Source organism: Paraburkholderia dipogonis (genome assembly GCF_042680985.1).
Lineage (GTDB): Bacteria > Pseudomonadota > Gammaproteobacteria > Burkholderiales > Burkholderiaceae > Paraburkholderia > Paraburkholderia phytofirmans.
Genome location: NZ_JBHUFR010000014.1, coordinates 71,870 through 96,310 on the forward strand (window position 1 = coordinate 71,870; position 24,441 = coordinate 96,310).

18 protein-coding genes and 1 pseudogene are annotated in these 24,441 nt (G+C 63.3%); 8 read left to right on the plus strand and 11 right to left on the minus strand.

All coding sequences use genetic code 11. From position 1 onward, the window contains the following. Positions 1-335 precede the first annotated feature (335 nt). A complete protein-coding gene (gene typA / locus ACFSNN_RS19775) occupies positions 336-2,162 on the minus strand; it encodes a translational GTPase TypA (protein ID WP_134456385.1) in 1,827 nt (608 codons plus the stop codon). A gap of 319 nt (positions 2,163-2,481) precedes the next feature. Here typA and ACFSNN_RS19780 point away from each other — a divergent pair, with 319 nt between their 5' ends. From ACFSNN_RS19780 to ACFSNN_RS19795, 4 genes are all read left to right on the plus strand, one after another. After that, the gene (locus ACFSNN_RS19780; RefSeq protein ID WP_134456386.1) at positions 2,482-2,997 is read left to right on the plus strand and encodes a MarR family winged helix-turn-helix transcriptional regulator; all 516 of its coding nucleotides are present in this window, start codon (positions 2,482-2,484) and stop codon (positions 2,995-2,997) included. A 49-nt stretch (positions 2,998-3,046) separates the two neighbouring features. Further along, positions 3,047-4,555 carry an efflux transporter outer membrane subunit gene (locus ACFSNN_RS19785; RefSeq protein WP_134456387.1) on the plus strand — a complete coding sequence of 503 codons (1,509 nt, stop codon included), beginning with the start codon at positions 3,047-3,049 and terminating at the stop codon, positions 4,553-4,555. 81 nt (positions 4,556-4,636) lie between these two features. Continuing rightward, on the plus strand, positions 4,637-5,899 hold the full coding sequence (locus tag ACFSNN_RS19790; RefSeq protein ID WP_134456388.1) for an EmrA/EmrK family multidrug efflux transporter periplasmic adaptor subunit: 1,263 nt from the start codon (positions 4,637-4,639) through the stop codon (positions 5,897-5,899). A 31-nt stretch (positions 5,900-5,930) separates the two neighbouring features. Further along, positions 5,931-7,499 carry a DHA2 family efflux MFS transporter permease subunit gene (locus ACFSNN_RS19795; RefSeq protein ID WP_134456389.1) on the plus strand — a complete coding sequence of 523 codons (1,569 nt, stop codon included), beginning with the start codon at positions 5,931-5,933 and terminating at the stop codon, positions 7,497-7,499. Positions 7,500-7,628: 129 nt separating this feature from the next. Here ACFSNN_RS19795 and truB read toward each other — a convergent pair whose 3' ends face one another. The 9 genes from truB to ACFSNN_RS19840 form a co-directional block, all read right to left on the minus strand. Beyond that, on the minus strand, positions 7,629-8,564 hold the full coding sequence (truB, locus tag ACFSNN_RS19800) for a tRNA pseudouridine(55) synthase TruB (RefSeq protein WP_134456390.1): 936 nt from the start codon (positions 8,562-8,564) through the stop codon (positions 7,629-7,631). A gap of 92 nt (positions 8,565-8,656) precedes the next feature. Continuing rightward, on the minus strand, positions 8,657-9,022 hold the full coding sequence (rbfA, locus tag ACFSNN_RS19805; protein WP_042324072.1) for a 30S ribosome-binding factor RbfA: 366 nt from the start codon (positions 9,020-9,022) through the stop codon (positions 8,657-8,659). Between the two features lie 215 nt (positions 9,023-9,237). Further along, a complete protein-coding gene (gene infB / locus ACFSNN_RS19810; protein WP_134456391.1) occupies positions 9,238-12,198 on the minus strand; it encodes a translation initiation factor IF-2 in 2,961 nt (986 codons plus the stop codon). A gap of 93 nt (positions 12,199-12,291) precedes the next feature. Continuing rightward, entirely contained in the window at positions 12,292-13,767 is a 1,476-nt protein-coding gene (gene nusA, locus ACFSNN_RS19815) for a transcription termination factor NusA (protein WP_012432652.1), read from the minus strand. Next, a complete protein-coding gene (gene rimP / locus ACFSNN_RS19820; protein ID WP_012432651.1) occupies positions 13,764-14,222 on the minus strand; it encodes a ribosome maturation factor RimP in 459 nt (152 codons plus the stop codon). Before rimP ends, nusA begins: the two co-directional genes overlap by 4 nt. A gap of 536 nt (positions 14,223-14,758) precedes the next feature. Then, positions 14,759-16,612, minus strand: a complete 1,854-nt coding sequence (gene rluB / locus ACFSNN_RS19825) for a 23S rRNA pseudouridine(2605) synthase RluB (RefSeq protein WP_134456392.1) — start codon at positions 16,610-16,612, stop codon at positions 14,759-14,761. 64 nt (positions 16,613-16,676) lie between these two features. Continuing rightward, on the minus strand, positions 16,677-17,861 hold the full coding sequence (gene scpB, locus ACFSNN_RS19830; protein ID WP_134456393.1) for an SMC-Scp complex subunit ScpB: 1,185 nt from the start codon (positions 17,859-17,861) through the stop codon (positions 16,677-16,679). Positions 17,862-18,230: 369 nt separating this feature from the next. Further along, positions 18,231-19,457 carry a pyridoxal phosphate-dependent aminotransferase gene (locus tag ACFSNN_RS19835; RefSeq protein ID WP_134456394.1) on the minus strand — a complete coding sequence of 409 codons (1,227 nt, stop codon included), beginning with the start codon at positions 19,455-19,457 and terminating at the stop codon, positions 18,231-18,233. A 394-nt stretch (positions 19,458-19,851) separates the two neighbouring features. Continuing rightward, positions 19,852-20,754, minus strand: a complete 903-nt coding sequence (locus ACFSNN_RS19840; RefSeq protein ID WP_134456395.1) for a LysR family transcriptional regulator — start codon at positions 20,752-20,754, stop codon at positions 19,852-19,854. Between the two features lie 409 nt (positions 20,755-21,163). On the opposite strand from ACFSNN_RS19840, the pseudogene ACFSNN_RS19845 reads away from it, so the two are divergent. Together ACFSNN_RS19845 and ACFSNN_RS19850 are read left to right on the plus strand one after the other, a co-directional pair. Continuing rightward, a pseudogene (locus tag ACFSNN_RS19845) lies at positions 21,164-21,559 on the plus strand (transposase); the annotation flags it as partial. A gap of 294 nt (positions 21,560-21,853) precedes the next feature. Next, entirely contained in the window at positions 21,854-22,108 is a 255-nt protein-coding gene (locus ACFSNN_RS19850) for a hypothetical protein (protein ID WP_012432646.1), read from the plus strand. A gap of 302 nt (positions 22,109-22,410) precedes the next feature. Here the strand turns inward: ACFSNN_RS19850 and ACFSNN_RS19855 are convergent, their stop codons facing one another. Then, positions 22,411-22,734 carry a hypothetical protein gene (locus tag ACFSNN_RS19855; RefSeq protein WP_134456396.1) on the minus strand — a complete coding sequence of 108 codons (324 nt, stop codon included), beginning with the start codon at positions 22,732-22,734 and terminating at the stop codon, positions 22,411-22,413. A 266-nt stretch (positions 22,735-23,000) separates the two neighbouring features. Between ACFSNN_RS19855 and ACFSNN_RS19860 the strand changes: the two genes are divergently transcribed. Both ACFSNN_RS19860 and ACFSNN_RS19865 read left to right on the plus strand, forming a co-directional pair. Further along, positions 23,001-23,720 (plus strand): YdcF family protein, encoded by a 720-nt coding sequence (locus ACFSNN_RS19860; protein ID WP_244322746.1) that lies wholly within the window; start codon positions 23,001-23,003, stop codon positions 23,718-23,720. A gap of 252 nt (positions 23,721-23,972) precedes the next feature. Beyond that, a complete protein-coding gene (locus tag ACFSNN_RS19865; RefSeq protein WP_012432643.1) occupies positions 23,973-24,212 on the plus strand; it encodes a hypothetical protein in 240 nt (79 codons plus the stop codon). The last annotated feature ends 229 nt before the right edge of the window (positions 24,213-24,441 follow it).

Genomic DNA, 24,441 nt, shown 5'->3' on the forward strand with positions numbered 1-24,441 from the left:
AGAACCTTCCGCGACACGGCCTGACCGTTTAGCGGATTGCGCGAATCAAGTCTTGCTTGGAAGGACCTAAAACTTTGCACCCGGGGAGCATATCACAGAACGGATAGTGCAGATAGCAGATGGATTGCCGCTCAAGCCCGTCGCGACGGGCTTTCGGGCGATTCTCTCGGTTCGCAACGGTCTTCTGCATGAAATGAAAACAAGATATCGCGCAGCGCCCGCAGCGGTTATCCAGTTACCGAAGCCCAGAAACGGCAAAAGCCACCCGGAGGTGGCTTTTGCCTGACTGCGCTGCTAAAGCATCGTACCGGCCGCAGCCGATAATGCCCGCTCGCTTAGTCCACCGCGCCCTTGCGGCTCGCGCTGCGACGCTCGTGTTCCTTCAGGTAGCGCTTACGCAGGCGGATGGATTGCGGCGTGACTTCGACCAGTTCGTCGTCGTCGATGAATTCGACCGCGTATTCCAGCGACATCTGGATCGGCGGCACGAGGCGCACGGCTTCGTCCGTACCCGACGAACGCACGTTGGTCAGTTGCTTGCCCTTGATCGGGTTCACGACCAGGTCGTTGTCACGGCTGTGAATGCCGATGATCATGCCTTCGTACAGCGGCTCGCCCGGCGACACGAACATACGGCCGCGATCCTGCAGCTTCCACAGTGCGTACGCGACAGCGGCGCCGTCATCTTGCGAAATCAGCACGCCGTTGCGACGCTCGCCGACCGCGCCTTCCTTGACCGGCTGATACGAGTCGAATGTGTGGCTCATCAGGCCCGTGCCGCGCGTGAGCGTGAGGAATTCCGACTGGAAGCCGATCAGGCCACGCGCAGAAATACGGTACTCGAGACGCGTACGGCCACGGCCGTCCGACGCCATGTCGAGCATTTCGCCCTTACGGCGACCCAGCTCTTCCATCACGCCGCCCTGGTGGCCGTCTTCCATGTCGACGGTCAGGTTTTCGTACGGCTCGTGCTTCACGCCGTCGACTTCCGTCATCACCACGCGCGGACGCGACACGGCCAGCTCATAGCCTTCGCGACGCATGTTTTCCACCAGAATGGTCAGGTGCAGTTCACCGCGGCCCGCCACTTCGAAGGTGGTTTCGTCGCCGGTTTCCTTCACGCGCAGCGCGACGTTGTGGTTCAGTTCCTTCATCAGGCGGTCACGGATCTGACGGCTCGTGACGAACTTGCCTTCGCGGCCGGCCAGCGGCGACGAATTGACGAGGAAGTTCATGGTCAGCGTCGGTTCGTCGACGGTGATCATGGGCAGCGCTTCCGGTTGTTCCGGTGCGCAGATGGTCACGCCAATGCCGATTTCTTCGATGCCGTTGATCAGCACGATGTCGCCGGCTTCAGCCGAGTCGACCTGCACGCGCTCCAGGCCCTTGAACGACAACACCTGGTTGATCTTGCGGTTCAGAATCGCGCCGTCAGGACCCGAACGCACGGCGACGGACATGCCCGGCTTGATGGTGCCGCGCGTGATGCGGCCCACGCCGATACGGCCGACATACGACGAGTAGTCGAGCGACGTGATCTGCAGTTGCAACGGGGCCGACGGATCGGCCGGGCGAACCGGCACGTGTTCCAGCACGGCTTCGAACAGCGGGCGCATATCGCCTTCGCGCACGTCCGGCGTCAAGCCTGCGTAGCCGTTCAGACCCGACGCGTAGACGATCGGGAAGTCGAGCTGTTCGTCGGTTGCGCCCAGCTTGTCGAACAGGTCGAACGTCTGGTTGATCACCCAGTCGATCCGCGCGCCCGGACGGTCCACCTTGTTGATCACGACGATCGGCTTCAGACCGAGCGCCAGCGCCTTCTTGGTCACGAAGCGCGTTTGCGGCATCGGACCTTCGACGGCGTCGACCAGCAGCAGCACCGAGTCGACCATCGACAGCACGCGCTCCACTTCGCCGCCGAAGTCGGCGTGGCCCGGCGTGTCGACGATGTTGATGTGCGTGCCTTCGTATTCGACCGCGCAGTTCTTCGAAAGAATCGTGATGCCACGTTCTTTTTCGATGTCGTTCGAGTCCATCACGCGCTCAGCGATCTGCTGGTTGTCACGGAACGTGGCGGTCTGGCGGAGAAGCTGGTCGACGAGCGTGGTCTTGCCGTGGTCGACGTGAGCAATGATGGCGATGTTGCGTAGGGCGCGAGTCATAGGAACCTGGAGACAGTTGAGTGCGCCAGCAGCAGCATTGTGTGAACGAAACCAACAAAGCCCAAAGCGCACTTTTGGGAACCCAATATTGTAGCACGTGCGAATGAAGCTTTCTGGTATTCCCTGATAGGCCGCAGTCGGCGACGCGACGGAATGGCAGAAATGAAACGCAAGCAGGCGGGCGAAATCCTACGCAAAATCACGCGGATTATGACTTGAGCGGGGAAAGTTCCTTGCCTAAGCTGTAATAACACTTGCCGCGTCAACCAACCGGCCTCTATAATCCTGCCTAGTCAACCATTGCATTCGCACGAGAATCATGACGGAGCCGTCCGCTACACCCACGCCGGACCTCAGCGAATATCAGCTAGGCGAGAGCGTCGGCTACCTGATCTCGCGAGTTAAATCGACGCTGTCCAACCTGGTCACCCAGCGCAGCATGGCCGAGCTCGGCATCACCAGCCAGCAGGGCAGCATCCTGTTCATGGTGGCGAGCGGCAAATGCCTGCTGGCGGCCGAACTGGCCCGCGAATACGGTATCGACGCAAGCGCCGTCACGCGTCTGATAGACCGGTTGGAGAAACGCGGCCTGCTGACCCGGGTGCGCAGCAGCGAAGACCGGCGGGTCGTGCGCCTCGCGCTCACGCCGGAAGGTCATGCCATCGCCGCCAGAATGCCGGCTATTTTCAACGGCGTGCTGGATAGCCTGCTAGGCGGCTTCACTCCGGAAGAAGTGGGTTTTCTGAAGAGCATGCTGCGTCGCGTGCTCATCAATTCCGGCGAACAAACGGGACTAACCCGTGATGCAGCAAGCAATTTTGACAGTAAATCGTAAGAAATTGCTTGCAGTGTCCATCATTACATTCCACTCAAAGAGTCGAGCGATGAAATCCCTTTCCCTGTCCGCGCCCGCGTTTTCGAGCCGGGCCGCTGTCGCCGCCGCGGTGACGGCGCTCGCCCTTACGGGATGCGCGAACTACTTCGGTATGAAAAGCGACAAGCAGATCTCGTCGCCCGCTCAGTACGAGTCCACCCAGAGCCTCACCGGTCAGGGCGGCCAGTGGCCGTCGCTCGACTGGGCCAACCAGTTCGGCGACCCGCAATTGCCCAAGCTGATCGCCGAAGCGCTGGAAGGCAGCCCGTCGATCGCGCAGGCGCAGGCGCGTCTCGCCAAGGCTTCGTCGTATATCGAGAGCTCGCGCTCGGCGCTCTACCCGAAGGTCAACGGCAGCTATTCGTGGACCCGCGAACTCTTCTCGGGGAACGCGCTCTACCCGCCTCCGTACGGCGGCACCTGGTATAGCGAGAATAACGTGCTCGCCAGTGCCTCGTGGGATCTGGACCTGTGGGGCAAGAACCGCCAGCGTCTGGGTCAGGCCGTGTCGCAGGAAAAGGCCGCTGAGGCCGACATGCAGCAGGCGCGTGTGACGCTCGCGGCGTCGGTGGCCAGCACGTATAACCAGCTCGCGCAGCTCTACGCATTCCGCGACATCGCCGCGCGCGAAATCGCCAACCGCCAGGATATCGGCCGCATCACCAACGGCCGCGTGACCGCCGGCCTCGACACCAATGTCGAGCGGCAAACCGCGAACGGCAACATCGCGACCAGCCAGTCCAATTTGACCGACCTCGACGGCCAGATCACCGTCGTGCGCTATCAATTGGGCGCGCTGCTCGGCAAGGGTCCGGATCGCGGCCTGCAAATCGCGCAGCCCACGCTGACCAACGGCAACGTCGTGGCATTGCCGAACAACCTGCCGGCCGACCTCGTCGCGCGCCGCGCGGATATCGTCGCCGCGCGTTGGCAAGTCGAAGCCGCGATGCACGACGTGAAGGAAGCCAAAGCGGAGTTTTTCCCGGACGTGAACCTCGCGGCCGGCTTCGGTTTCGACGCGTTCGGCTGGGGCCGTTTCCTGAAGGCCGGCAGCCGTCAGATGCAATTCGGTCCGGCCATTCATCTGCCGATCTTCGACGCCGGCGCGCTGCGCTCGCAACTGAAAGGCCGCTACGCCGACTTCGATCTGGATGTGGCGAACTACAACCAGACGCTGATCAGCGCCCTCTCGGACGTCGCGACGCAAGTGTCGTCGATCCGTTCGATCGACCAGCAGCAAGGCGACGCACAACGCGCGCTCGACGCATCGACCAAGGCATACCAGTTGGCAGTGATTCGCTACAAAGCTGGTTTGTCGCCGCAGTTGCAGGTGCTGACCGCCGACCAGAACCGCCTTGCCGCCGACCAGACGGTGACCGGCCTGAAGATGCGCCGCCGCGACATGCAGATCGGCCTCATCAAGGCGCTCGGCGGCGGTTTCGACGCGACACAGACCGGCCTCGTGGTGCCGACCGATGCTCCTGCATCGGCCACCGCCGCGACCGCCGCGGTCAACTGAGGGCGCGAACCCCGGCCAGATCGAACACACGCACGAACATCCGAATAAACGACGACGTCTGAAAGAACCCGGAGCACATCAATGAGCACCACCCAACAGCCCGCGGCTACCACCCAGCCGACTCAATCGGCCCCGCAGCCGACGCAGCCGCCGGCGAACAACGGCAAACGCAAGCGCATGATGACGCTGCTCGTCATCGTGATCCTGATCGCCGCGATCGCTTATGGCCTGTACTACTTCCTCGTCGCGCGCTTCCATGAAGACACCGACGACGCGTACGTGAACGGCAACGTCGTGCAGATCACGCCGCAAGTCACCGGCACGGTCGTCGCCGTGAACGCGGACGACACGCAAACGGTGAAGGTGGGCGACCCGCTCGTCGTGCTCGATCCGGCCGACGCCCGCGTCGCGCTGGAACAGGCCGAAGCGAACCTCGCGCAGACGGTGCGCCAGGTGCGCGGCCTGTTCGCCGACGACAATCAATACCAGGCGCAAGTGGCCCAGCGCCAGGCCGATCTGTCGCGCGCTCAGGACGACCTGAAGCGCCGCATGACGGTCGCGCAAACCGGCGCCGTGTCGCAAGAAGAAATCTCCCACGCCCGCGACGCCGTGAAGAGCGCGCAAGCCGCCGTCGACGCCGCCCAGCAGCAATTGAACTCGAACCGCGCGCTGACCGCCAACACCACGATCGCGAATCACCCGAACGTGCAGGCCGCCGCCGCGAAGGTCCGTGACGCGTACCTGAACAACGCGCGTAACAACCTGCCGGCGCCGGTCACCGGCTACGTGGCGAAGCGCTCGGTGCAGGTCGGCCAGCGCGTCTCGCCGGGCACCCCGCTGATGGCGATCGTGCCGCTCGGCGGCGTGTGGGTCGACGCGAACTTCAAGGAAGTGCAACTCAAGCACATGCGCATCGGCCAGCCAGTCGAACTGACGGCCGACGTGTACGGTTCGTCGGTGGTGTACCACGGCAAGGTGGTCGGCTTCTCGGCGGGCACGGGTTCTGCGTTCTCGCTGCTGCCCGCGCAAAACGCGACCGGCAACTGGATCAAGGTGGTGCAGCGTCTGCCGGTGCGGATCGCGCTCGATCCGAAGGAACTGGAACAGCATCCGCTGCGTATCGGCCTGTCCATGCAAGCCGACGTCAGCATCAAGGACGACAACGGCGGCCAGCTCGGCCAGGCGCCGAACACGGTCTACCAGACCGCCGTGTTCGAGAAGTACGGTGACGAAGCCGATGCGGAAATCGCCCGCATCATTTCGCAAAACGCAGGTCCGAACGGCGGCTCGCAAAAGTCGTCTCAGGCGGACGGCGCGAAGCCTGTCGCAGCGAAGGTGATGTAAGGCACGCGACGATTCAGACAAGGCTTCTTTAATGGCTCAGGCTCAGGCTCAGGCGCAAGTTCCTCATCCGCCACTCGAGGGCGCGCAACTGGTGATCGGCACCATCGCGGTGTCGCTCGCCGTTTTCATGAACGTGCTCGACACGTCGATCGCCAACGTGTCGATTCCCTCGATTTCCGGCGACCTCGGTGTGTCGTCCGACCAGGGCACGTGGGTCATCACCTCGTTCGCGGTCGCCAACGCGATCTCCGTGCCGCTCACCGGCTGGCTGACCGATCGTATCGGCCAGGTGCGGCTCTTCATGGCGTCGATCATCCTGTTCGTGATCTCGTCGTGGATGTGCGGCCTCGCGCCGACCCTGCCCTTTCTGCTCGCTTCGCGCGTGTTCCAGGGCGCGGTGGCCGGTCCGATGATTCCGCTGTCGCAAACGCTGCTGCTGGCGAGCTATCCACGCGCCAAGGCGCCCATGGCGTTATCCATGTGGGCGATGACCACGCTGATCGCGCCGGTGGCCGGCCCGATTCTCGGCGGCTGGATCTCGGACAACATCTCGTGGCCGTGGATTTTCTACGTCAACATTCCGGTCGGCGCGATCGCCGCCGCGGCGACGTGGATGATCTTCCGCAATCGCGATTCGGTCATCAGAAAAGCGCCGATCGACGGCGTCGGTCTCGGCCTGCTGATCGTCTGGGTGGGCTCGCTGCAAGTCATGCTCGACAAAGGCAAGGATCTCGACTGGTTTTCGTCGACGACCGTCGTCGTACTGGCGCTGGTCGCGGTGATCGCGCTCGCGTTCTTTATCGTGTGGGAATTGACGGCCGAGCACCCGGTCGTGGACCTGTCGCTATTCAGCCGGCGCAATTTCACGGGCGGCACCGTCGCGCTGTCGATCGGCTACGGCCTCTACTTCGGCAATCTGGTGTTGCTGCCGTTGTGGCTGCAAACCGATATCGGTTACACCGCGACCGAAGCCGGTCTGGTGATGGCGCCGGTCGGGCTGTTCGCCGTGCTGCTGTCGCCGATCACGGGCAAGGTTTTGCCGCGCACCGATCCGCGCTATATCGCAACTCTGTCGTTCCTCGTGTTCGCGCTGTGTTTCTGGATGCGCTCGCGTTATACGACCGGCGTCGATACGTTTTCGCTGCTGGTGCCGACCTTGATTCAAGGGATCGGCATGGCGGGGTTTTTCATCCCGCTGGTGTCGATCACGCTGTCGGGACTGCCGGGCAACCGGATTCCGGCGGCGTCGGGCCTGTCGAATTTCGTCCGGATCATGTGCGGCGGCATCGGCACGTCGATTTTCCAGACGGCGTGGGATCACCGCACGATCATGCATCACGCGCAACTGGCCGAACAGGCTAACGCGTACAGCCCGGTGTTCGACCAGTCGATCCGGCAGATGGGCGCGGCGGGCTTCAGTCAACCCCAGGCATACGGCCTGTTCAACACGATGGCGACGCAGCAGGCCGCGCAACTCGGTGTGAACGATCTGTTCTTCGTGTCCGCCGGCATCTTTATCGCGTTGATCGCGTTGATCTGGATCACGAAGCCAGAACGTGCCGGTGGCGACGCGGGTGCGGCGGCTGCAGCGGCGCACTGAGTTTCCGGCTCAAGTCCGTATCCAGCAGATACGATATGAAAAAGGCGGGACCGCTTCTTGAGCGGTCCCGCCTTTTTCCTTGCAGCGCGTTTGTCGCGCGTTGCGCCATCTACAGGGCGTATAGGACGTTCAGCTCTCCGTCGTGACGACCAGCCGCTCGGGCGCCAGCACACCCTCGCCTTGTTTGGCGACGCCAAGCAGACGCCCTTGCGCCGCGTATACCCGGACGCGCGGCGCATTCACTGCATCGCCCGTGATGGTCAATTCGGACAGCTTCAACCGCTGGCCGTGCAGGAAGCGGCGCGTGGCGTCTTCATTCAAGCGCACGAGCGGGAATGTCGACAGCAACGCATCCACCGGTTGCAGCCATGCATCGCGTTCGCTTTCGGCCGCGTCGGACAACGCGTCGAGCGTGACCGAATTGTCGAGCGTCAGTGCACCCACACCGGTGCGCCGCAGCGCCACCAGATGCGCGCCGCAACCCAACGCTTCGCCGATATCCTCGGCCAGCGTGCGCACATACGTGCCCTTGCTGCACGTCACGCGAAAGGTTACGTCCGGCAGCACGCAGGCGAGCATTTCGAGCGCGAGGATCGTCACCTGACGCCCTTCCCGCTCCACCGTCTGGCCCGCGCGCGCGTATTCGTACAGCGGTTTGCCGTCACGTTTGAGCGCCGAATACATCGGCGGAACCTGCGTGATTTCGCCGAGGAATGTCGGCAAAACCGCCAGAATCGCGGCCTCGTCGCAGGTCACTTCGCGGGTATCGATCGCTTCGCCTTCAGCGTCGCCGGTGGTCGTGCGGACACCGAGACGCATGGTGGCCTCGTACGTCTTGTCGGCTTCGAGCAGGTCCTGCGAAAACTTGGTGGCTTCGCCGAAACAGAGCGGCAGCAAGCCTGTGGCCAAGGGATCGAGCGTGCCGGTATGGCCCGCCTTTTTCGCCAGATAGAGACGCTTCGCGCGAATCAGCGCGTCGTTGCTCGACAGGCCGAGCGGCTTGTCGAGCAGCAGCACGCCGTCGAGCGCGCGACGCGGCACGCGGGGGCGTTGAGGTGCGGTCATGTCAAAAAGACGAAAGTCTTCGAAGGTACGGGAAACAGCACTGAGCGCATCGCGACTCAGGCATGGCAGCGACGCCACGACAAACAGCGCGCTCAGTCTTCTTTCGCGCGATTGGCGTTGGCTTCGTCGATCAAACGCGACATCTCGACGGCGCGCTCGATCGTCTTGTCGTAATGGAAATGCAGCGTCGGCACGGTATGGATATGCAGGCGCTTGAACAACTGATTGTGCAGATGGCCGGCCGCATGCGTGAGCGCTTCGAGAGTCTGCTGCGGATCGCCGGTGAGCGTCGTGAAATAGACCTTCGCGTGCGCATAGTCAGGCGTCAGCTCGACGCTTTGAATCGTGACGATGCCGATGCGCGGATCCTTGACCTCGCGCAGCAGCTCGGACAGATCGCGCTGGATCTGATCGGCGATCTGCACATTGCGATTGGGAGAAGAACGTTTTTTAGGCATGGTGTGATGTGATCCGTTCTGACGGATGCAAAAAGTGGTTCGCGCTGCCGCGTTTTGGGCTTTTATCCTTGCGGCATTCAAACTGGGCGGATGACCAGGCGAAACTCGGCCGCGGGCGCTCTGCGCGACGGACGCGAACAAACCGCGTGGCCCCAAAAACAACGGGCGGAGCGGGCGTTAAAGCCCGCTCCGCCCCTAGAGCCGTGCCGCGTGAATTACAGCGTACGCGCGACTTCGGTAATCTCGAAGACTTCGAACTGATCGCCTTCGACGATATCGTTGAAGTTCTTGATCGACATACCGCACTCGAAGCCCTGACGGACTTCCTTCACGTCGTCCTTGAAGCGCTTGAGCGAATCGAGCTCGCCGGTGAAGATGACGACGTTGTTGCGCAGCACGCGCACCGACGACGAGCGCTTGACGAAGCCGTCCGTGACCATACAGCCGGCCACCGCGCCGATCTTCGGTACCTTGAAGACCTGACGCACTTCGACCGTACCCGTGACGATTTCGCGCTTCTCCGGTGCCAGCATGCCCGACATCGCGGCCTTCACCTCATCTACTGCGTCGTAAATGATGTTGTAGTAGCGAATGTCGACGCCGTTGGCTTCCGCCAGCTTGCGAGCCTGCGCATCCGCACGGGTGTTGAAGCCGATGATGACCGCCTTCGAAGCCGTGGCCAGATTGACGTCGGACTCGCTGATGCCGCCCACGGCGCCGTGCACGATCTGCACGCGCACTTCGTCGGTGGAAAGCTTGAGCAGCGACTGCACCAACGCTTCCTGCGAACCTTGCACGTCGGCCTTGACGATGAGCGGCATGTACGCCACTTCGCCTTCGCCCATCTGTTCCAGCATGTTCTCGAGCTTCGCGGCCTGTTGCTTGGCCAGCTTGACGTCGCGGAACTTGCCTTGACGGAACAGTGCGACTTCACGCGCCTTGCGGTCGTCCGGCATGACGATGACTTCTTCGCCAGCCTGCGGCACTTCCGAAAGACCCTGAATTTCGACCGGGATCGACGGACCCGCCGACTTGGTCGGCTTGCCGGTTTCGTCGAGCATGGCTCGCACGCGACCGTAGGCGCTGCCTGCCAGCACCACGTCGCCGCGGTTCAGCGTACCCGACTGGACCAGGATCGTTGCGACCGGACCCTTACCCTTGTCGAGCTTCGCTTCGATGACGAGACCCTTGGCCGGCGCTTCGACCGGTGCCTTCAGTTCCAGCACTTCGGCTTGCAGCAATACGTTTTCGAGCAGATCGTCGATGCCCGCGCCGGTCTTGGCCGACACCGACACGAACGGCGAATCGCCACCGTATTCTTCCGGCACGACGCCTTCAGCGACGAGTTCCTGCTTCACGCGGTCCGGATTCGCATCCGGCTTGTCGATCTTGTTGATCGCGACGACGAGCGGCACGCCGCCGGCCTTCGCGTGAGCGATCGCTTCCTTCGTCTGCGGCATCACGCCGTCGTCGGCTGCGACCACCAGAATCACGATGTCCGTTGCCTTGGCACCGCGAGCACGCATGGCCGTAAAGGCCTCGTGACCCGGCGTGTCGAGGAACGTGATGACGCCGCGCGGCGTTTCGACGTGGTAAGCGCCGATGTGCTGCGTAATCCCGCCCGCTTCGCCCGCTGCGACCTTGGCGCGGCGGATGTAGTCGAGCAGCGAGGTCTTGCCGTGGTCGACGTGACCCATGACCGTGACGACCGGCGGACGCGGCAACGATTCCGCATCGGAAATTTCGCCTTCGACCAGCATGGCTTCCGGATCGTCCAGCTTGGCCGCCACCGCGTGGTGACCCAGTTCCTCGACGATGATCATCGCCGTTTCCTGGTCCAGCATCTGGTTGATCGTGACCATCTGGCCGAGCTTCATCATCGACTTGATGACTTCCGACGCCTTCACCGCCATCTTGTGCGCCAGATCGGCGACCGTGATGGTTTCCGGCACGTGCACTTCACGCACGATCGGTTCGGTCGGCGCCTGGAACGTGGTGTTCTGGTCCTGATGCTTGCCGCGACCCTTCGGGCCACCGCGCCAGCCGCGATCCACACCGCCGCTCGTATCGCCGCGCGTCTTGATACCGCGGCGCTTCGCGGCGTCGTCCTGCCAGCCGCCCTTGCCGCCGCCGGGCTTCTTCTTGTCGCCGGCGGAAGGCGTGGTCGTGGCAGCCGGAGCCGCAGCAGCCGGCTTCTTGGCTGCCGGACGCGCCGGTGCTTCACCCGCCGGACGCGCCGGCTTGTGCAGCGTGCCCTTGGCTTCCGCGGCCTTGGCCGGCTCAGCGGGCTTCGGTGCCGGTTCCGGCGCCTTGACCTGCGCCTTGCGCGGCGTGTTCATCATTTCGCGAATCGCGCGCGCTTCGGCTTCAGCCGCGGCACGGCGCTTGGCGATCTGTTCCTGCTCGGCACGCGCTTTTTCAGCAGCCTGACGCGCGGCGTCTTCCGCTTTCTTCGCGGCTTCGCGTTGCGCGGCGCGCTCTGCTGCGGCGCGCTCATCGTCCTGCTCGCTTTGCTTGGCAACCGCCGGCTCCGCTGCCTTGGCAGCAACCGGTTCAGCCTTCGCGGCCGCGGGTTGCGCAGCTTGCGCCGGCTTGGCAGCCTGTGCCTGCTCGCGAGCTGCCGCCTCGGCCGCAGCACGCTTCTTCGCGGCTTCTTCTTCGGCGCGGCGACGCTCGGCTTCAGCAGCCGCTTCGCGCGCCTGACGTTCCGCCTCTTCGCGTTCGAGCTGTTCCTGACGCGCCTTCAGCTCCTGAGCCTGCTTTTCGAGCAGCTCGGCTTCGTGACGAGCCTCCTCTTCACGACGCTGGAGTTCCAGATCGTCGACGTCGGCCTCGGCCACATGATTCGATGCATCTCCGTTTTCAGCGGAGGTTTCGTCGCGGCGGACGAAAGTACGCTTCTTGCGCACCTCGACCTGAATGGTGCGAGCTTTGCCCGTCGCATCGGATTGCTTGATTTCCGACGTATGCCGTTTCGTCAGCGTAATCTTGCGCTTGTCAGCATCAGTCGAGCCGTGAGACTTGCGCAAGTGGTCGAGCAGACGCGCCTTGTCCGTTTCGGACAAGCTGTCGTCCTCGCTCGCTTTTGTGACGCCCGCCGCCTGCAGCTGCTCAAGCAGCACGCCTGCAGGCATTTTCAGTTCCGCGGCAAATTGGGCTACGTTGTTACTCGCCATTCATTCCTCTTAATGCAAGGACCGATTCCTTGCGGTTAGCATCGGGTCATGCGGCCTGACGGCCGCTTCAATTTAGTGCGCCATGGTCATTTCTCACTGGAACCAGTGTTCACGTGCTTTCATGATCAACGCCTTAGCGGCATCCTCTTCCATTCCGGTCATCTCGACCAGTTCATCCACAGCCAGCTCGGCGAGTTCGTCGCGCGTCTGGATCTGATGTTCGGCCAGCTTGGCGAGCAGGTCGGCGTCCATGCCGTCCAGGCTCTTCAGGTCGAGTGCTACATTTTCGACCTTTTCTTCATTCGCAATTGCCTGCGTCAACAGCGCGTCGCGCGAGCGGTTACGCAATTCGTGAACGGTGTCTTCGTCGAAAGCTTCGATTTCGAGCATTTCGTTGAGCGGCACATAAGCGATCTCTTCGAGGCTCGTAAAGCCTTCGTCGATCAGGATGTCGGCGACTTCTTCGTCGACATCGAGACGCGCCATGAACAGGTCACGCAATACACCGCGCTCCTGATTCTGCTTTTGCGCAGATTCGTCCGGCGTCATGATGTTGATCTGCCAGCCGGTGAGTTCGCTGGCAAGACGCACGTTCTGGCCGCTGCGGCCGATCGCGACCGCCAGTTCGTTTTCGTCTACGACGACGTCCATCGAATGTTTTTCTTCATCGACGACGATCGACTGGACGGCTGCCGGCGCGAGCGCGCCGATCACAAACTGTGCGGGATCTTCCGACCATAGCACGATGTCGACGTTTTCGCCACCAAGCTCATTACGCACCGCCTGCACGCGCGAACCGCGAATACCCACGCACGTGCCGATCGGATCGATGCGCTTGTCGTACGCGACCACGCCGATCTTTGCACGCACGCCTGGATCGCGCGCGGCCGCCTTGATTTCCAGCAGGCCTTGTTCGATTTCCGGCACTTCCATCTCGAACAGCTTCATCAGGAATTCGGGCGCCGTACGCGACAGTTCGATCTGCGGACCGCGCGCGGTGCGATCGACCTTTGCGATGTAGGCGCGCACGCGGTCGCCCACGCGCAGGTTTTCTTTCGGAATCAGCTGGTCGCGGCGCAACAGCGCTTCGACACGGCCGGTTTCGACAATGAAATTGCCCTTGTCGAGACGCTTTACCGAGCCGGTCATGATGTGCTCGCCGCGCTCGAGGAAGTCGTTCAGAATCTGTTCGCGTTCAGCGTCGCGCACCTTCTGCAAGATCACCTGCTTGGCGGCCTGCGCGCCGATACGGCCGAATTCGATCGACGGCACCGGTTCCTCGATGAACTCGTCGAGTTGAATCTCGGGTTTCTGTTCGCGTGCTTCGAACAGCAGGATTTCCTGATCCGGCTCCTGCAAACCGGCTTCGTCCGGCACCACTTTCCAGCGTCGAAACGTTTCGTGTTCGCCGCTTTCACGATCGATCTGGACGCGAATATCCGCGTCTTCTTCGAAGAGTTTCTTGGAGGCCGAAGCGAGGGCCGCCTCGAGCGCGGCAAATACCACGTCTTTGTCGACGTTCTTCTCGCGTGCCAGCGCATCCACCAGCATCAACACTTCGCGACTCATTGTTTGCGGCTCCTAAAGTCAAACTTCGGAACGAGGCGTGCCTTATCGATATCCGCGAGCGTGAAATCGAGCATCGCGGCGCCTTCCTTCCCTTCAAATTCCAGACCGATCGTCTCGCCTTGCGGAGCATGCAGGATGCCCCGGTACGATTTCCGTCCGTCCAATGGCTTTTTCAATGTGATTACCACTTCGCTGCCTGCGAAGCGTTCAAAATCCGCCAGTTTTTTCAGCGGGCGGTCGAGCCCCGGCGACGATACTTCAAGCCGCTCGTAATCGATATTTTCGACCGTCAAAACGTGCTGGAGCTGACGCGTGACTTTCTCGCAGTCTTCGATTGCGATGCCGGCCGGCTGGTCGATATAGATACACAACATGCCGCGCCCGGTGCGCTCGAGATCGACGAGCTCGTAGCCGAGTCCCACGACCGTGGTTTCAATCAGTTCCGTCAGTTGCACAGTGCCCTCTTAGATGTTCGCGCAGCGAGCCTGCCGCTTGTTTTGCAAACAACCAATGCGGGCCGCGCCTAAGCCGGCGCACGTTCGTGCTACCCGAGATGCCGAACCACTGAGAACTGCGCGGCAAAAAAAAATGGGCTAAACGCCCATCATCTTATTACCGGTGGTCGCACCTGAGCCGCACATAAAAAGCCGCACGCCCAGCGACTCCGCGATTGTAGCCATTTTTCAGGACAAACGCAAACCGCAGAACGCCGCCCAACGCGCTTTTCCGCTTGATTTCATGGGAATCTTGCAACGATATGACGGCGCCTTCGTCTTTTGCAAGGCGGCTCACGCCGCCCCGAATGCGGATCCGACACGCGGGGCGAATGAAATCCGCCCCCACTTCCATTTACGCCGCGGTTTTATGCGTCACATGAAATGTGAGCGGGCGCTAAACCAATTGCGTTTCGTCGATCGACTCTGACGGTCGCCGGCAAAAGATCGATAAAAAAAGATTCGCGGCTGACCGCCATATTTGAATGGCGCGATGCTCAGCGGCCGCGCGAACGGCCGCGAGGTGCGCCACCGCCACGATTGGCGCCGCCGACGTTGGCGTTGCCGCCACCCGCACGGTTGCCGGCGCCGCCGCGATTGCCACCCGGCCCGCGGTTGCCACCGCCGCTACCTGGATTCGGGCCGCCGCTGCCGCCGGCGCGCTTGCCGCCGCCAGCCGCACGGTTGCCATTGCCCGACGGCGCGCGGTTGCCATCGACTTCACGGCCGCCACGCGGGCCGCCCGCACCGCCGCCCATCGGGCCGCTGAAACCGCCGGCGCCGCGTCCAGCGCCGCGATTGCCGTAACCGCCACCGAAACCGGCGCCCGCGCCGCCACCGAAGCCACCGCCCGCCGCGCCGCGCCGACCTTGGCCCTGGCCACGTGGTTGCTGCTGATCGAAGCGGCTGTGCGACATCAGCACGGGTTCGCGGCCAATGAAGCCCATCGACGTCTGCATCGGATCCGGCTGCTTGCGCTCCGGCGCTTCCCGGCGACCGCCCTTTTCTTCAGTCGGCGCCTTCAGGCCGACCGACGCCATCAGCGCGCGCACCTGATTGTCTTCGAGCTCTTCCCAGCGGCCGCGCTTGAGCCCCTTCGGCAGCGAGATCGGGCCGTGACGGGTGCGGATCAGGCGGCTGACCATCAGGCCCGCTGCTTCGAACATACGACGCACTTCGCGGTTACGCCCTTCGGCGAGCGCGACGTGATACCAATGATTCGTGCCTTCGCCACCGCCATCGCGGATACGCAGGAAATTCGCCGGGCCGTCTTCCAGCTCGACGCCGTTCAGCAGCTTCTGACGCATGCCTTCGGCCAGTTCGCCAACCACGCGCACCGCATACTCACGCTCGACGCTATAACGCGGGTGCATGAAACGGTTCGCCAGATCGCCCGACGTGGTCAGCATCAGCAGACCTTCAGTGTTGAAGTCGAGACGGCCGACCGCGAGCCACTTGGCGGTTTTCATCGGCGGCAGATTGTCGAACACCGACGGACGGCCTTCCGGATCCGCGTGACTGACGATCTCGCCGGTCGGCTTGTGATACAGCAGCACGCGCGGAGGCTTGTTGGCCAGCTTGCGCTTAACCGGCTTGCCGTTGATGCGGACCTGGTCGGTCGGCATGATGCGCTGGCCGATGTGAGCCGGCTCGCCGTTCACCGACACGCGGCCGGCGACAATCAGTTCTTCCATGTCGCGGCGCGAACCCATACCGGCTTCGGCCAGCACCTTGTGCAGCTTGGGCGCATCGTCGTCGGCCGCGAGCACACGCTTGGGCGCGGCCGGCTTGCCACGGCGCAGCATCGGCGCGCGCACGCCGCCGGTGGCGCTGTTGTCCGCGTCGAACGCGGGCGATGTGACGTACGAGAACAGATCGTCCTGACCCGCGACTGCCGCGGCCGCCGGCGCTTCACCGCCGCGGCGGTTGTTTTGGCGCTGACCGCCTTCGCGCGGCTGACGCTCGCGTTGACCTTCACGCGGCGCGCCCTCGCGCTTCGCACCGGCTGCATTGCGGCGCGGCCCCTGACCCTTGGCGCCCGCATCCTTGCGCGGCATACGCACTTGCGCGACGACTTCGCCGTCCGGCGGCGCCTCGGTGACGACCGGCGCCCCTTGCGCGGGCGCGCCTTCGGCGCCCTTCGTCTTCGCGCCGGCGCGGCGCCGCGCGATCAGGCTGCGCGGGCCGCGACGCAGGCCGCGGCGCGGACGGTCTTCGCCGTCTGCTTCCGTGGTCTGCGCCGGGCGCTCGCCCTCGCCTGCCGACGCTTGCGTGGTGCGCGTTTCGTCAGCGCGCGCCGACGGCACGGCGCGCTCGGATTCGGACGAATCGGTGTCGTGGGTATGTGTCAAAACAACCTCAAAATGTCAGGTCGCGCACGCCCGTTGCGGGCGTGGCAAAAAAAGTTCGGTTACGTCAGGCGCTGCGCGACTCGGGTTCGTCGTCGGTCAGAATGCCTGCGTCCTGCGCCGCATCGCGGCGATCCAGAGGATCGCCGTGCGCCGCCTTGGTCGGGTTCGGCTCGGCGGCGTGCTCCGTATTGCGGAGTACGCCCGAGTCGTGCGCGGGTATTGCCGGATCGGCCTGGGAGACCGGATCGTGATTCTCTGCGGACTCGGCGACGCCGGTCTGCGGTACAACGTTCGCCGGGTTTGCCGTTTCAGCGTGTTCCTGCGCGGCCGGCGTGGCAGCGGCGTCCGCATGCGCTTCAGATGATGCCGATGCGTTTTGCGACGCGACTTCCACTACGCTGTCGGCCGACTGCGCCGATTTCACTGGCTCAGCGTGCTGCGTCTGATGCTCTTCAGCGAGTTCGTCAGCGATTTCTGTTCCTGACGCCTCGCCCACTGCTTCAAGCGTGCTGTCTGCGGCATGACCGGCTGCTTCAGCGGAGTCGGATTGCGGCGCTTCGTTCGTGGCTTGCGGAATATTCTCCGATTCGCCATCCGCGGTTGCGCTTACAAATTCGCCTGCTTCAACCACCACGCTGGCGTCCGCCTGCTCTTCTTCCGCAGCCAAAGCCTGTACGGCATCGGCGTCGGCGAACTCGATTGCGTGCTGACCAAGCAGATCCGCGTTCAACTGAGCCGACGGATCCGCGAGCGGCGGCAATTCGTCCAACGCCGTCAGCCCGAGGTCGTCGAGGAACTGCCGCGTGGTCGCGTACAGTGCCGGGCGACCCGGCACGTCACGATGGCCGATCACTTCGATCCAGCCGCGATCTTCGAGCTGCTTGACGACCTGCGTATTCACCGTGACACCGCGAATCTCTTCAATATCGCCACGCGTCACCGGTTGCCGGTATGCAATGATCGCGAGCGTTTCGAGTACCGCGCGCGAATATTTCGGCGGTTTCTCAGGATGCAAACGATCCAGATACGAACGCATCGCGGGCTTGCTTTGAAACCGCCAGCCCGACGCCAGCCCGACCAACTCCACACCGCGCCCAGACCAGTCCTGCTTGAGGTCTTCGAGCAACGTCCGAACGGTGTCTGCCGACACGCCGTCGGCAAAGAGCTTGCGCAACTCGCCGAGCTTTAACGGCTCCTGCGCGCAGATCAAGGCAGTCTCGAGGACGATCTTCGCCTCTTGGGTATTCATGCAGCTAGGTCAGACCCTGTGGTCAAAGAACCGGATCAAACAGACGATGTGGAACTGAAGACGCGCTCGCCCGATTCTGATCGGTCATATTGATGGGAGCACGCACCGGGGGGAGGCGAAACAGACAATCGAGCCAAACCCAGCCGGACGGAGCAGCGAAATTCCTGAAGGGAACCGCGTGACTGAGCGCCATATTACGCAAAAACAATCAGTGCGTAAAGACGAAATCCCCCGCGCATTTTCCAAACATGCTCTCGCGGACGTGCTTTAGTGAAAAAGCGGGCTTAATCCGATAAAAACCCGCTTTCTTCGGCTGTTCCTCGCCTGGTTGGTTCAATAGCTTTACGCAGCCACCTTTCCACCACGCATTCATTGGGCCGTTGCGTGCTGCGCCATGAAGCGCTTCAGGCGCTCGACGCCCGCGTCCAGCCGTGCTGTGTCGCAGGCGTAGCACCAGCGCACGAAACCCTCTCCTTGCGGACCGAACGCGCTGCCCGGCGCCACGCCGAGCCCGACGTCACGCACCATCGCCTTGCAGAGCTCCAGGCTGCGCGAGGCGCCCGGCATCGAGAAAAACAGGTACATCGCGCCGGGCGGCACCTTGACGTCGACGCCGGGCACTGTGGCGAGTGCGCGCACCAGATGGTCGCGCGACGCCTTCAGGTCGCGCACCAGTTCCCGCGTAAAGCGCTCGCCCTGCTCGATGGCCGCGATGCCCGCCTGCTGCACGAAGGCCGGCGCGCACGAAGTGTTGTACTCGACGAGTTTGCCCAGATCGTCCATCAACGAGGCGGGCGCGACGATCCAGCCGAGCCGCCAGCCTGTCATCAGCCATGCCTTCGAAAACGAATTGACGCAGATCACGCGTTCGTCGCGGCTGGCCAGATCGAGGAACGACGGCGCCGTGCGCGAAGGTGCGGCGACCGCGCCGGGCTCCGCGTCCGCATAGTAAAGGCGCTCGTAGACTTCGTCCGCAACGATCCAGATGCCGTGGCGCCGGCAATGCGCCAGCACGGCCCGCTGCTCGTCGCGGCTCATCACCCAGCCGGTCGGGTTGTTCGGCGAGTTGATCAGCAGCATTTTCGTGCCGGGCGTCAGCGCTGCCAGCAGTTGCTCCAGGTCGAGTTGCCAGCCGCGCTCGCCGTAGCCCAGTGCGACCGTTTCGACATGCGCGCCGAGAATTTTCGGAATCTCGACCAGATTCGGCCAGAGCGGCGTCACCGCGACGACGCGGTCGCCCGCGCCCACCACGAGTTGCGCCGCGAGCATCAGCGCATTGACGCCGGCGCTCGTCACCGCGATGTGCCCGGCCGACGTCGCGCCGTGCAGTTCGCTGACATAGCCCGCCAGGGCCGCGCGCAGCGGTGCGATGCCGAGATTGTGCGTGTAAAACGTCGCGCCGGCCGCGAGCGACGCGCTAGCGGCATCGCGGATGAAGGCGGGCGTGACGCGGTCGGATTCGCCGAACCAGAACGGCAGCACGTCGGCGACGCCGAAACCGGCGTTGGCCACTTCGCGGATCTGCGAAGGACGCAGCGCGCGCACGGCATCGCGAGCGTTCGGGATGGATGGCACGGGCAGGTCCGATTCGCTCATCGAGGCTTCCAGACGGGTGAAGGGCATGGGCTGAAATTCAGCGGAGGGTGATAGTTTAGCTCGGAGTCTCTTTTCCCGACCGCGAAGTCGGCGGATGAGAATGCATGGCGAGGCGATCGGGCGCGGATGGGCTGCGGCCGGGTGCCGTGCCGCTGGCAGCTGGTCTCGTTCGCCCTGGAAGCAACGTACGCTCGAGAGCCGCGCCCGATTGTTCCGTCGCAGAGTCCGAGCTGGAGGGCGTCGCATGCATTGCGCGGCCGGACCATTGCTGCCCGCGAGAATATCGGCCTGCTGCGCAGTCGGCACATCTGCCAACCATGGGAATCTCGCACTCCCCACCCCGCTCGCGCATCTGCCACCCGCAGGAGCATCGCGCACGTCCGACGATCACAAGCTAGTTCAAATCCTCCGCCCTGCCCGGCAACTGGCGAATCAGCCCCCACACCGCCTCCGCGGCCGGCGACAGCGAGCGGTCGCGCCGCCGCACCAGCTCGACCGTACGCTCCGCGCGCGGCACGAGCGGCCGGGCCACCAGCGCGGCGCCCGCCGGCAGGGGCAAGGCCAGCCAGGGTAGCACGCTCACGCCGACGCCCGCCTCGACCAGCCCGAAAACGGTCGCGGAATGCCCCAGCTCCTGCATCACCGTGGCGCTCACGCCGTATTCCTGCATCGCGGCATCGATGATCGGCCGGCTGCCCGACGCGTAATCGAGCATAACCAGTTGCTGGCCGTCCAGGTCCGTCCAGGCCACCCGCTCCTGCGCCGCTAACGGGTGATCGTCGCGCGAGACCACGCAGAACGAATCCGTCATCAGCGATTCGCTCAGCAGGTCATCGGCGGAAAACGGGCCGATGATCACGCCGAAGTCGACCTCGCCCGACTTGACCTTGCGCACCACGTCGCTCTGCACGTCGTCGCGCAAGCCGAGCGCGATATAGGGGAACTGCTGCCCGCACGCGGCCACCACGCGCGGCATGAGCCGGCAAGCCACTGTCGGGCTGGCGGCGACCACCACGCGTCCGCGGCGCTGTTCGCCGATTTCGCGGATCTCGCGCAGCGCGTCGTCGAGGTCCGTCAGCAGACGCGACACGCTCGACACCAGGTTGCCGCCGACGTCCGTGAGTTGCACCTCCCGGGTGGTGCGATCGATCAGCTTGAGCCCGATCTCGCTCTCCAGTTCCCGCACGCAACGGCTGACCGCCGACTGCGTCAGGCCGATTTCATCGCCGGCGCGGCTGAAGCTCTGCAGACGGGCGACCTCGATGAAAACCCTTAGCTGGCGCAGCGTGACATTCATTTACCAACCTCATCAATTGCATCATTTAATGCGTATTGTAAGGCTAAGGACAACACCACGTTCGCTTTTTGCAGTTTCGCTGCGATGCAGCAATAAGGCGCAAACGCACGCCGGCCGGGCCTGATTGCACAAGATTGGTGATTGTCCCGATTTGCGAGATGGGTTTTTTGGATTCTTATACGCCCCTAGCTAGCGCCCGCGCTGGCCCGCTGTCACAGGGCTTTCAGGCGGTCGGACTCAAATTGGCACACTTCCTGCATTTAGATGCAGACAAGGGTCGGCGCCATGATTCTGACTGCATAGCAGACCGTGGCAAGCCCGACCCTCCTTGGCACTCGCCTATCGAGTGCATGGAGAGTGCGCGGCGCGGGGCAGCGCACCGGAGTTAGCTTCGCTGAGGTGAAACATGATGCTGTTCGACGATTTGAGAGACAACGAGTGGGCGCTGGTCGAGGCGTTGTTCTGTGCGGAGCCCGCACGGAGCGAACGGCGCGGTCGGCCACGCGTGGAAGCGCGCGCGGTTGTCAACGCCGTGCTGTGGGTGCTATCGACAGGCGAAGGCTGGTCCAAACTGCCGGGCCGCTATCCGTCGCCGCCGACTTGCCGCCGTCGTTTCGACGAGTGGCAGGCAGATGGTACGCTCGCCGAAATAGTTAAGCGACTCGGCACGAGCGGCCGTGAAATTTCGCTGCGCGGCCGGATTGGCGCGACCGCCGCGAAACCGCCGGCACCGCCGAGCCGTGACCGCCTGCGTGGCGCATTCTGGACCAATCCGGAATCGTGGCGCGCGCCGGTCAAGATGGCCTGACGCAAACTGCTTTTCTCCGGGCGCCTGCGGGCGCCCGGCATGCATCAAACCCAGGTCGACGCGTCTTCATGCACGCCGTACCTGTCATGGGCACCGCTCTTCGGCGCGCCCAACTCAGTCGTCCCCTCCCGCTACGCCCAGCCTGCCTGCACGCTGCTCCAGACATCTGAAGCAGCGCGATCGTTGCTGGTGAAACATCCATTTACTATTACTTACAGCGTGCTTTCGCGCCTGGGCATACCTTATGTGTATGCAAACAAGCCTTGTCGACCGGCTTGACGGGAGCTCAGCATGAAACCAATGTCACTGCTTCTGTGCGGCATTGTCGTTTCATCGATGGCCGCACCGGCGCTTGCCCAGCAGCGCCAACAGGCTTGGAACTGGAGGCCGGATCGTCCGGCCACCATCGAGGCCTGGCAGCAAAGCGATACGCGCGCCCGGGACTTCACCCCGCCGGCGCCGCGCGGAGACTTGCGCGGCGATATCGCCAGCAATGTGCGTACGCGGCCGGACGCGCCGCGGCAGGATCCGACGCGCCGGCGTTAGGCGGAGTTGGGCCATGCGCTGTGCTCGTGCAACTCCGTAGCGCATTTCAACTAATTGGGGGAACCACCGCGCGTCGCACCAGTCTGATTTAACGCCATTAGCACAGCGTGGCAGTAGTAATTCCGGTACGCCCGTATCCTCGCGATACGGGCTTTTTTTTGCGGTGTCGTTGCGCAACTGGACGGTCGGCGTTCGCACGACAGGGCGCGATGCAAGCGTAGTAGTGAGGTGGAGGACGCAGGAATGGGACGCCGCCAGCCGCTCGAAGCGGCCGGGAAACAACGGCTGCCGGCGCGCTGGACCTAAGGCCGAACCTCGAGCGCGGCGGTAGCCCGCGTCTCGGCGCTGGCGACGACATAGTCGTTCATGCGCTGCGCTGTCCAGGTGAGCAGACGTTCGTCATGGGCGAGCCGCGCGAACTCGGCTCTGCCGCGCTCCGTGAGCACGGCGATATCGACAGGTGCGTGGAAGCCCGGAGCCGGCGCGACAGTGCGCTGCCGAACGGTGTCCATCAAGCCTAGTGAGCGAAGATATTGGAAAACACCCGGCCTTCTAGCCCATGGGACCTGGCGATATTGCGCCCGCCGCAGCGCTTCAAGTACCGCTTCGTTGGAATACGTGGTCATCTCACTTCTTTCTTAAAGTGCAGCTATGACACATTTATGCCCAACACGTCACCGCGCCACCAGTGACGCGCGTAGCACCCGCCCTTGGCTGGAAGCTGACTGCAACGTATGCAGTCGAATTCCGCCAGGTGCTGCCTGGTCTCGTTTTCGGAACCCCCGTCTGAACGGCATGTTAGCGTTCTGTCCAAGAGCCGGCGATGCAACCGCTGCGGCGCGATAGCAAGCCCGTGGATTTGTCCCGAAAGACATACGTTACCCCATTTAAATTGATTCTATTCACTTTATTAGCGCTTTTTTTTGCAGCAATCCTGCTATGGAAAGGCGCCCGCCGCCCGCTCGCCATCTTTACGGTCGCCTTCTTCTGGCTGCTCGCCGCCGGCTGGCTCACCGCACCCTTGCTGCGGTTGGCGCAGCCGCACTGGCGGACGGAGACGCCCGCCACGTTCGCGCCGCGCACCGCGATCATCATGCTGGGCGGCGGCACGATTTACGGCGACGATCGGGTCCTCATGCCCCCGCGCGACGTACTCGCGCGCATTGCGACGAGCGCCGAGTACTACGCTGCCTGCAAACGCGCGGCGGATACCTGCCATGTGATCGTGAGCGGCGGCAATCCGCAGCGCCATCGCGCGACCGAAGCCGACACGTATCTGCCTTACCTGCTGCGCCGACAGGTGCCGCGCGCTGACATCGTGCTGGAAAACAGAAGCCTCACGACCTACGAAAACGCGCGCAACGTCTCCGGCATTCTGCAGGGCTCGCGTTACGATTCGTTGATCCTCATCACCTCCGCCTATCAGATGCCGCGCGCCCTGCTCGATTTCCACCGCTTCGGCCTCGCGCCGCAGCCGATGATCTCGAACGCGATAGGCGCACGTCTCGGTGTACTACCGCGATATGACAATCTGGCGAGTGCGGAGATCGCGCTGCACGAATTGATTGGCATCGCGCAATTTCATGTCTATCGCGCGATCGGCTGGTTCTGAAATTCAAGCCGCATTACAGAACGATTATTTAGAGATGCAAACAATGCGCTTGAGCGCCGATATGTCATCGTGACTCTCCCGCGCCAAGTCACCGCGCATCGGAATTGGCGCCCTTGGGCGTAACCAGATGTAACGAATTGTCATTGCAGTTACAAAACCCTCTGTTGGAGCGGATATTGCTGACTAGAATGCATTGTCTTTCCGTTTGGACAGGCAAGTACTCGGGTCCACAACCACTCTGCGGAGGTAGCAATGAAGAAAGTGTCCCTGGCGATCCTGGTTTCCCTCAGTGCCGTAACGGGCGCGGCCTATGCGCAGGACAACGGCGTCATGATGAGCACCGATCCGGCCAAGGCCGCCGACGTCGAGCAGCGTGCGCAAGATTTGCAAAACCGGCAGCAAGCAATGGACAGCGCACCGGCTGCGCCGATGAAACACCACAAGGGAGGCATGCATCACAAGAAAGCTCCCAAGGCCGACGCCGGCTCCTGAGCGCAATTACCCGACTCACCTGCGGCCGCGCCGCGAAGGTGAAAAGCCGAAGCCGGCACCGCCGGCTTCGGCTTTTTTGTTGTTTAATGGCTTGGCGAAGGACCAGCCAGTCGCCGGGTAGCGCGGCGCGCCGAGTTGGCCCGCGCCGGCGGCCCGAGGCCTCGCGGCGCCCGGCTGGCGGTGTGCTAAAGTCGCGCACCAACCGGCGCCTGGCCGGAATCCCCTAACC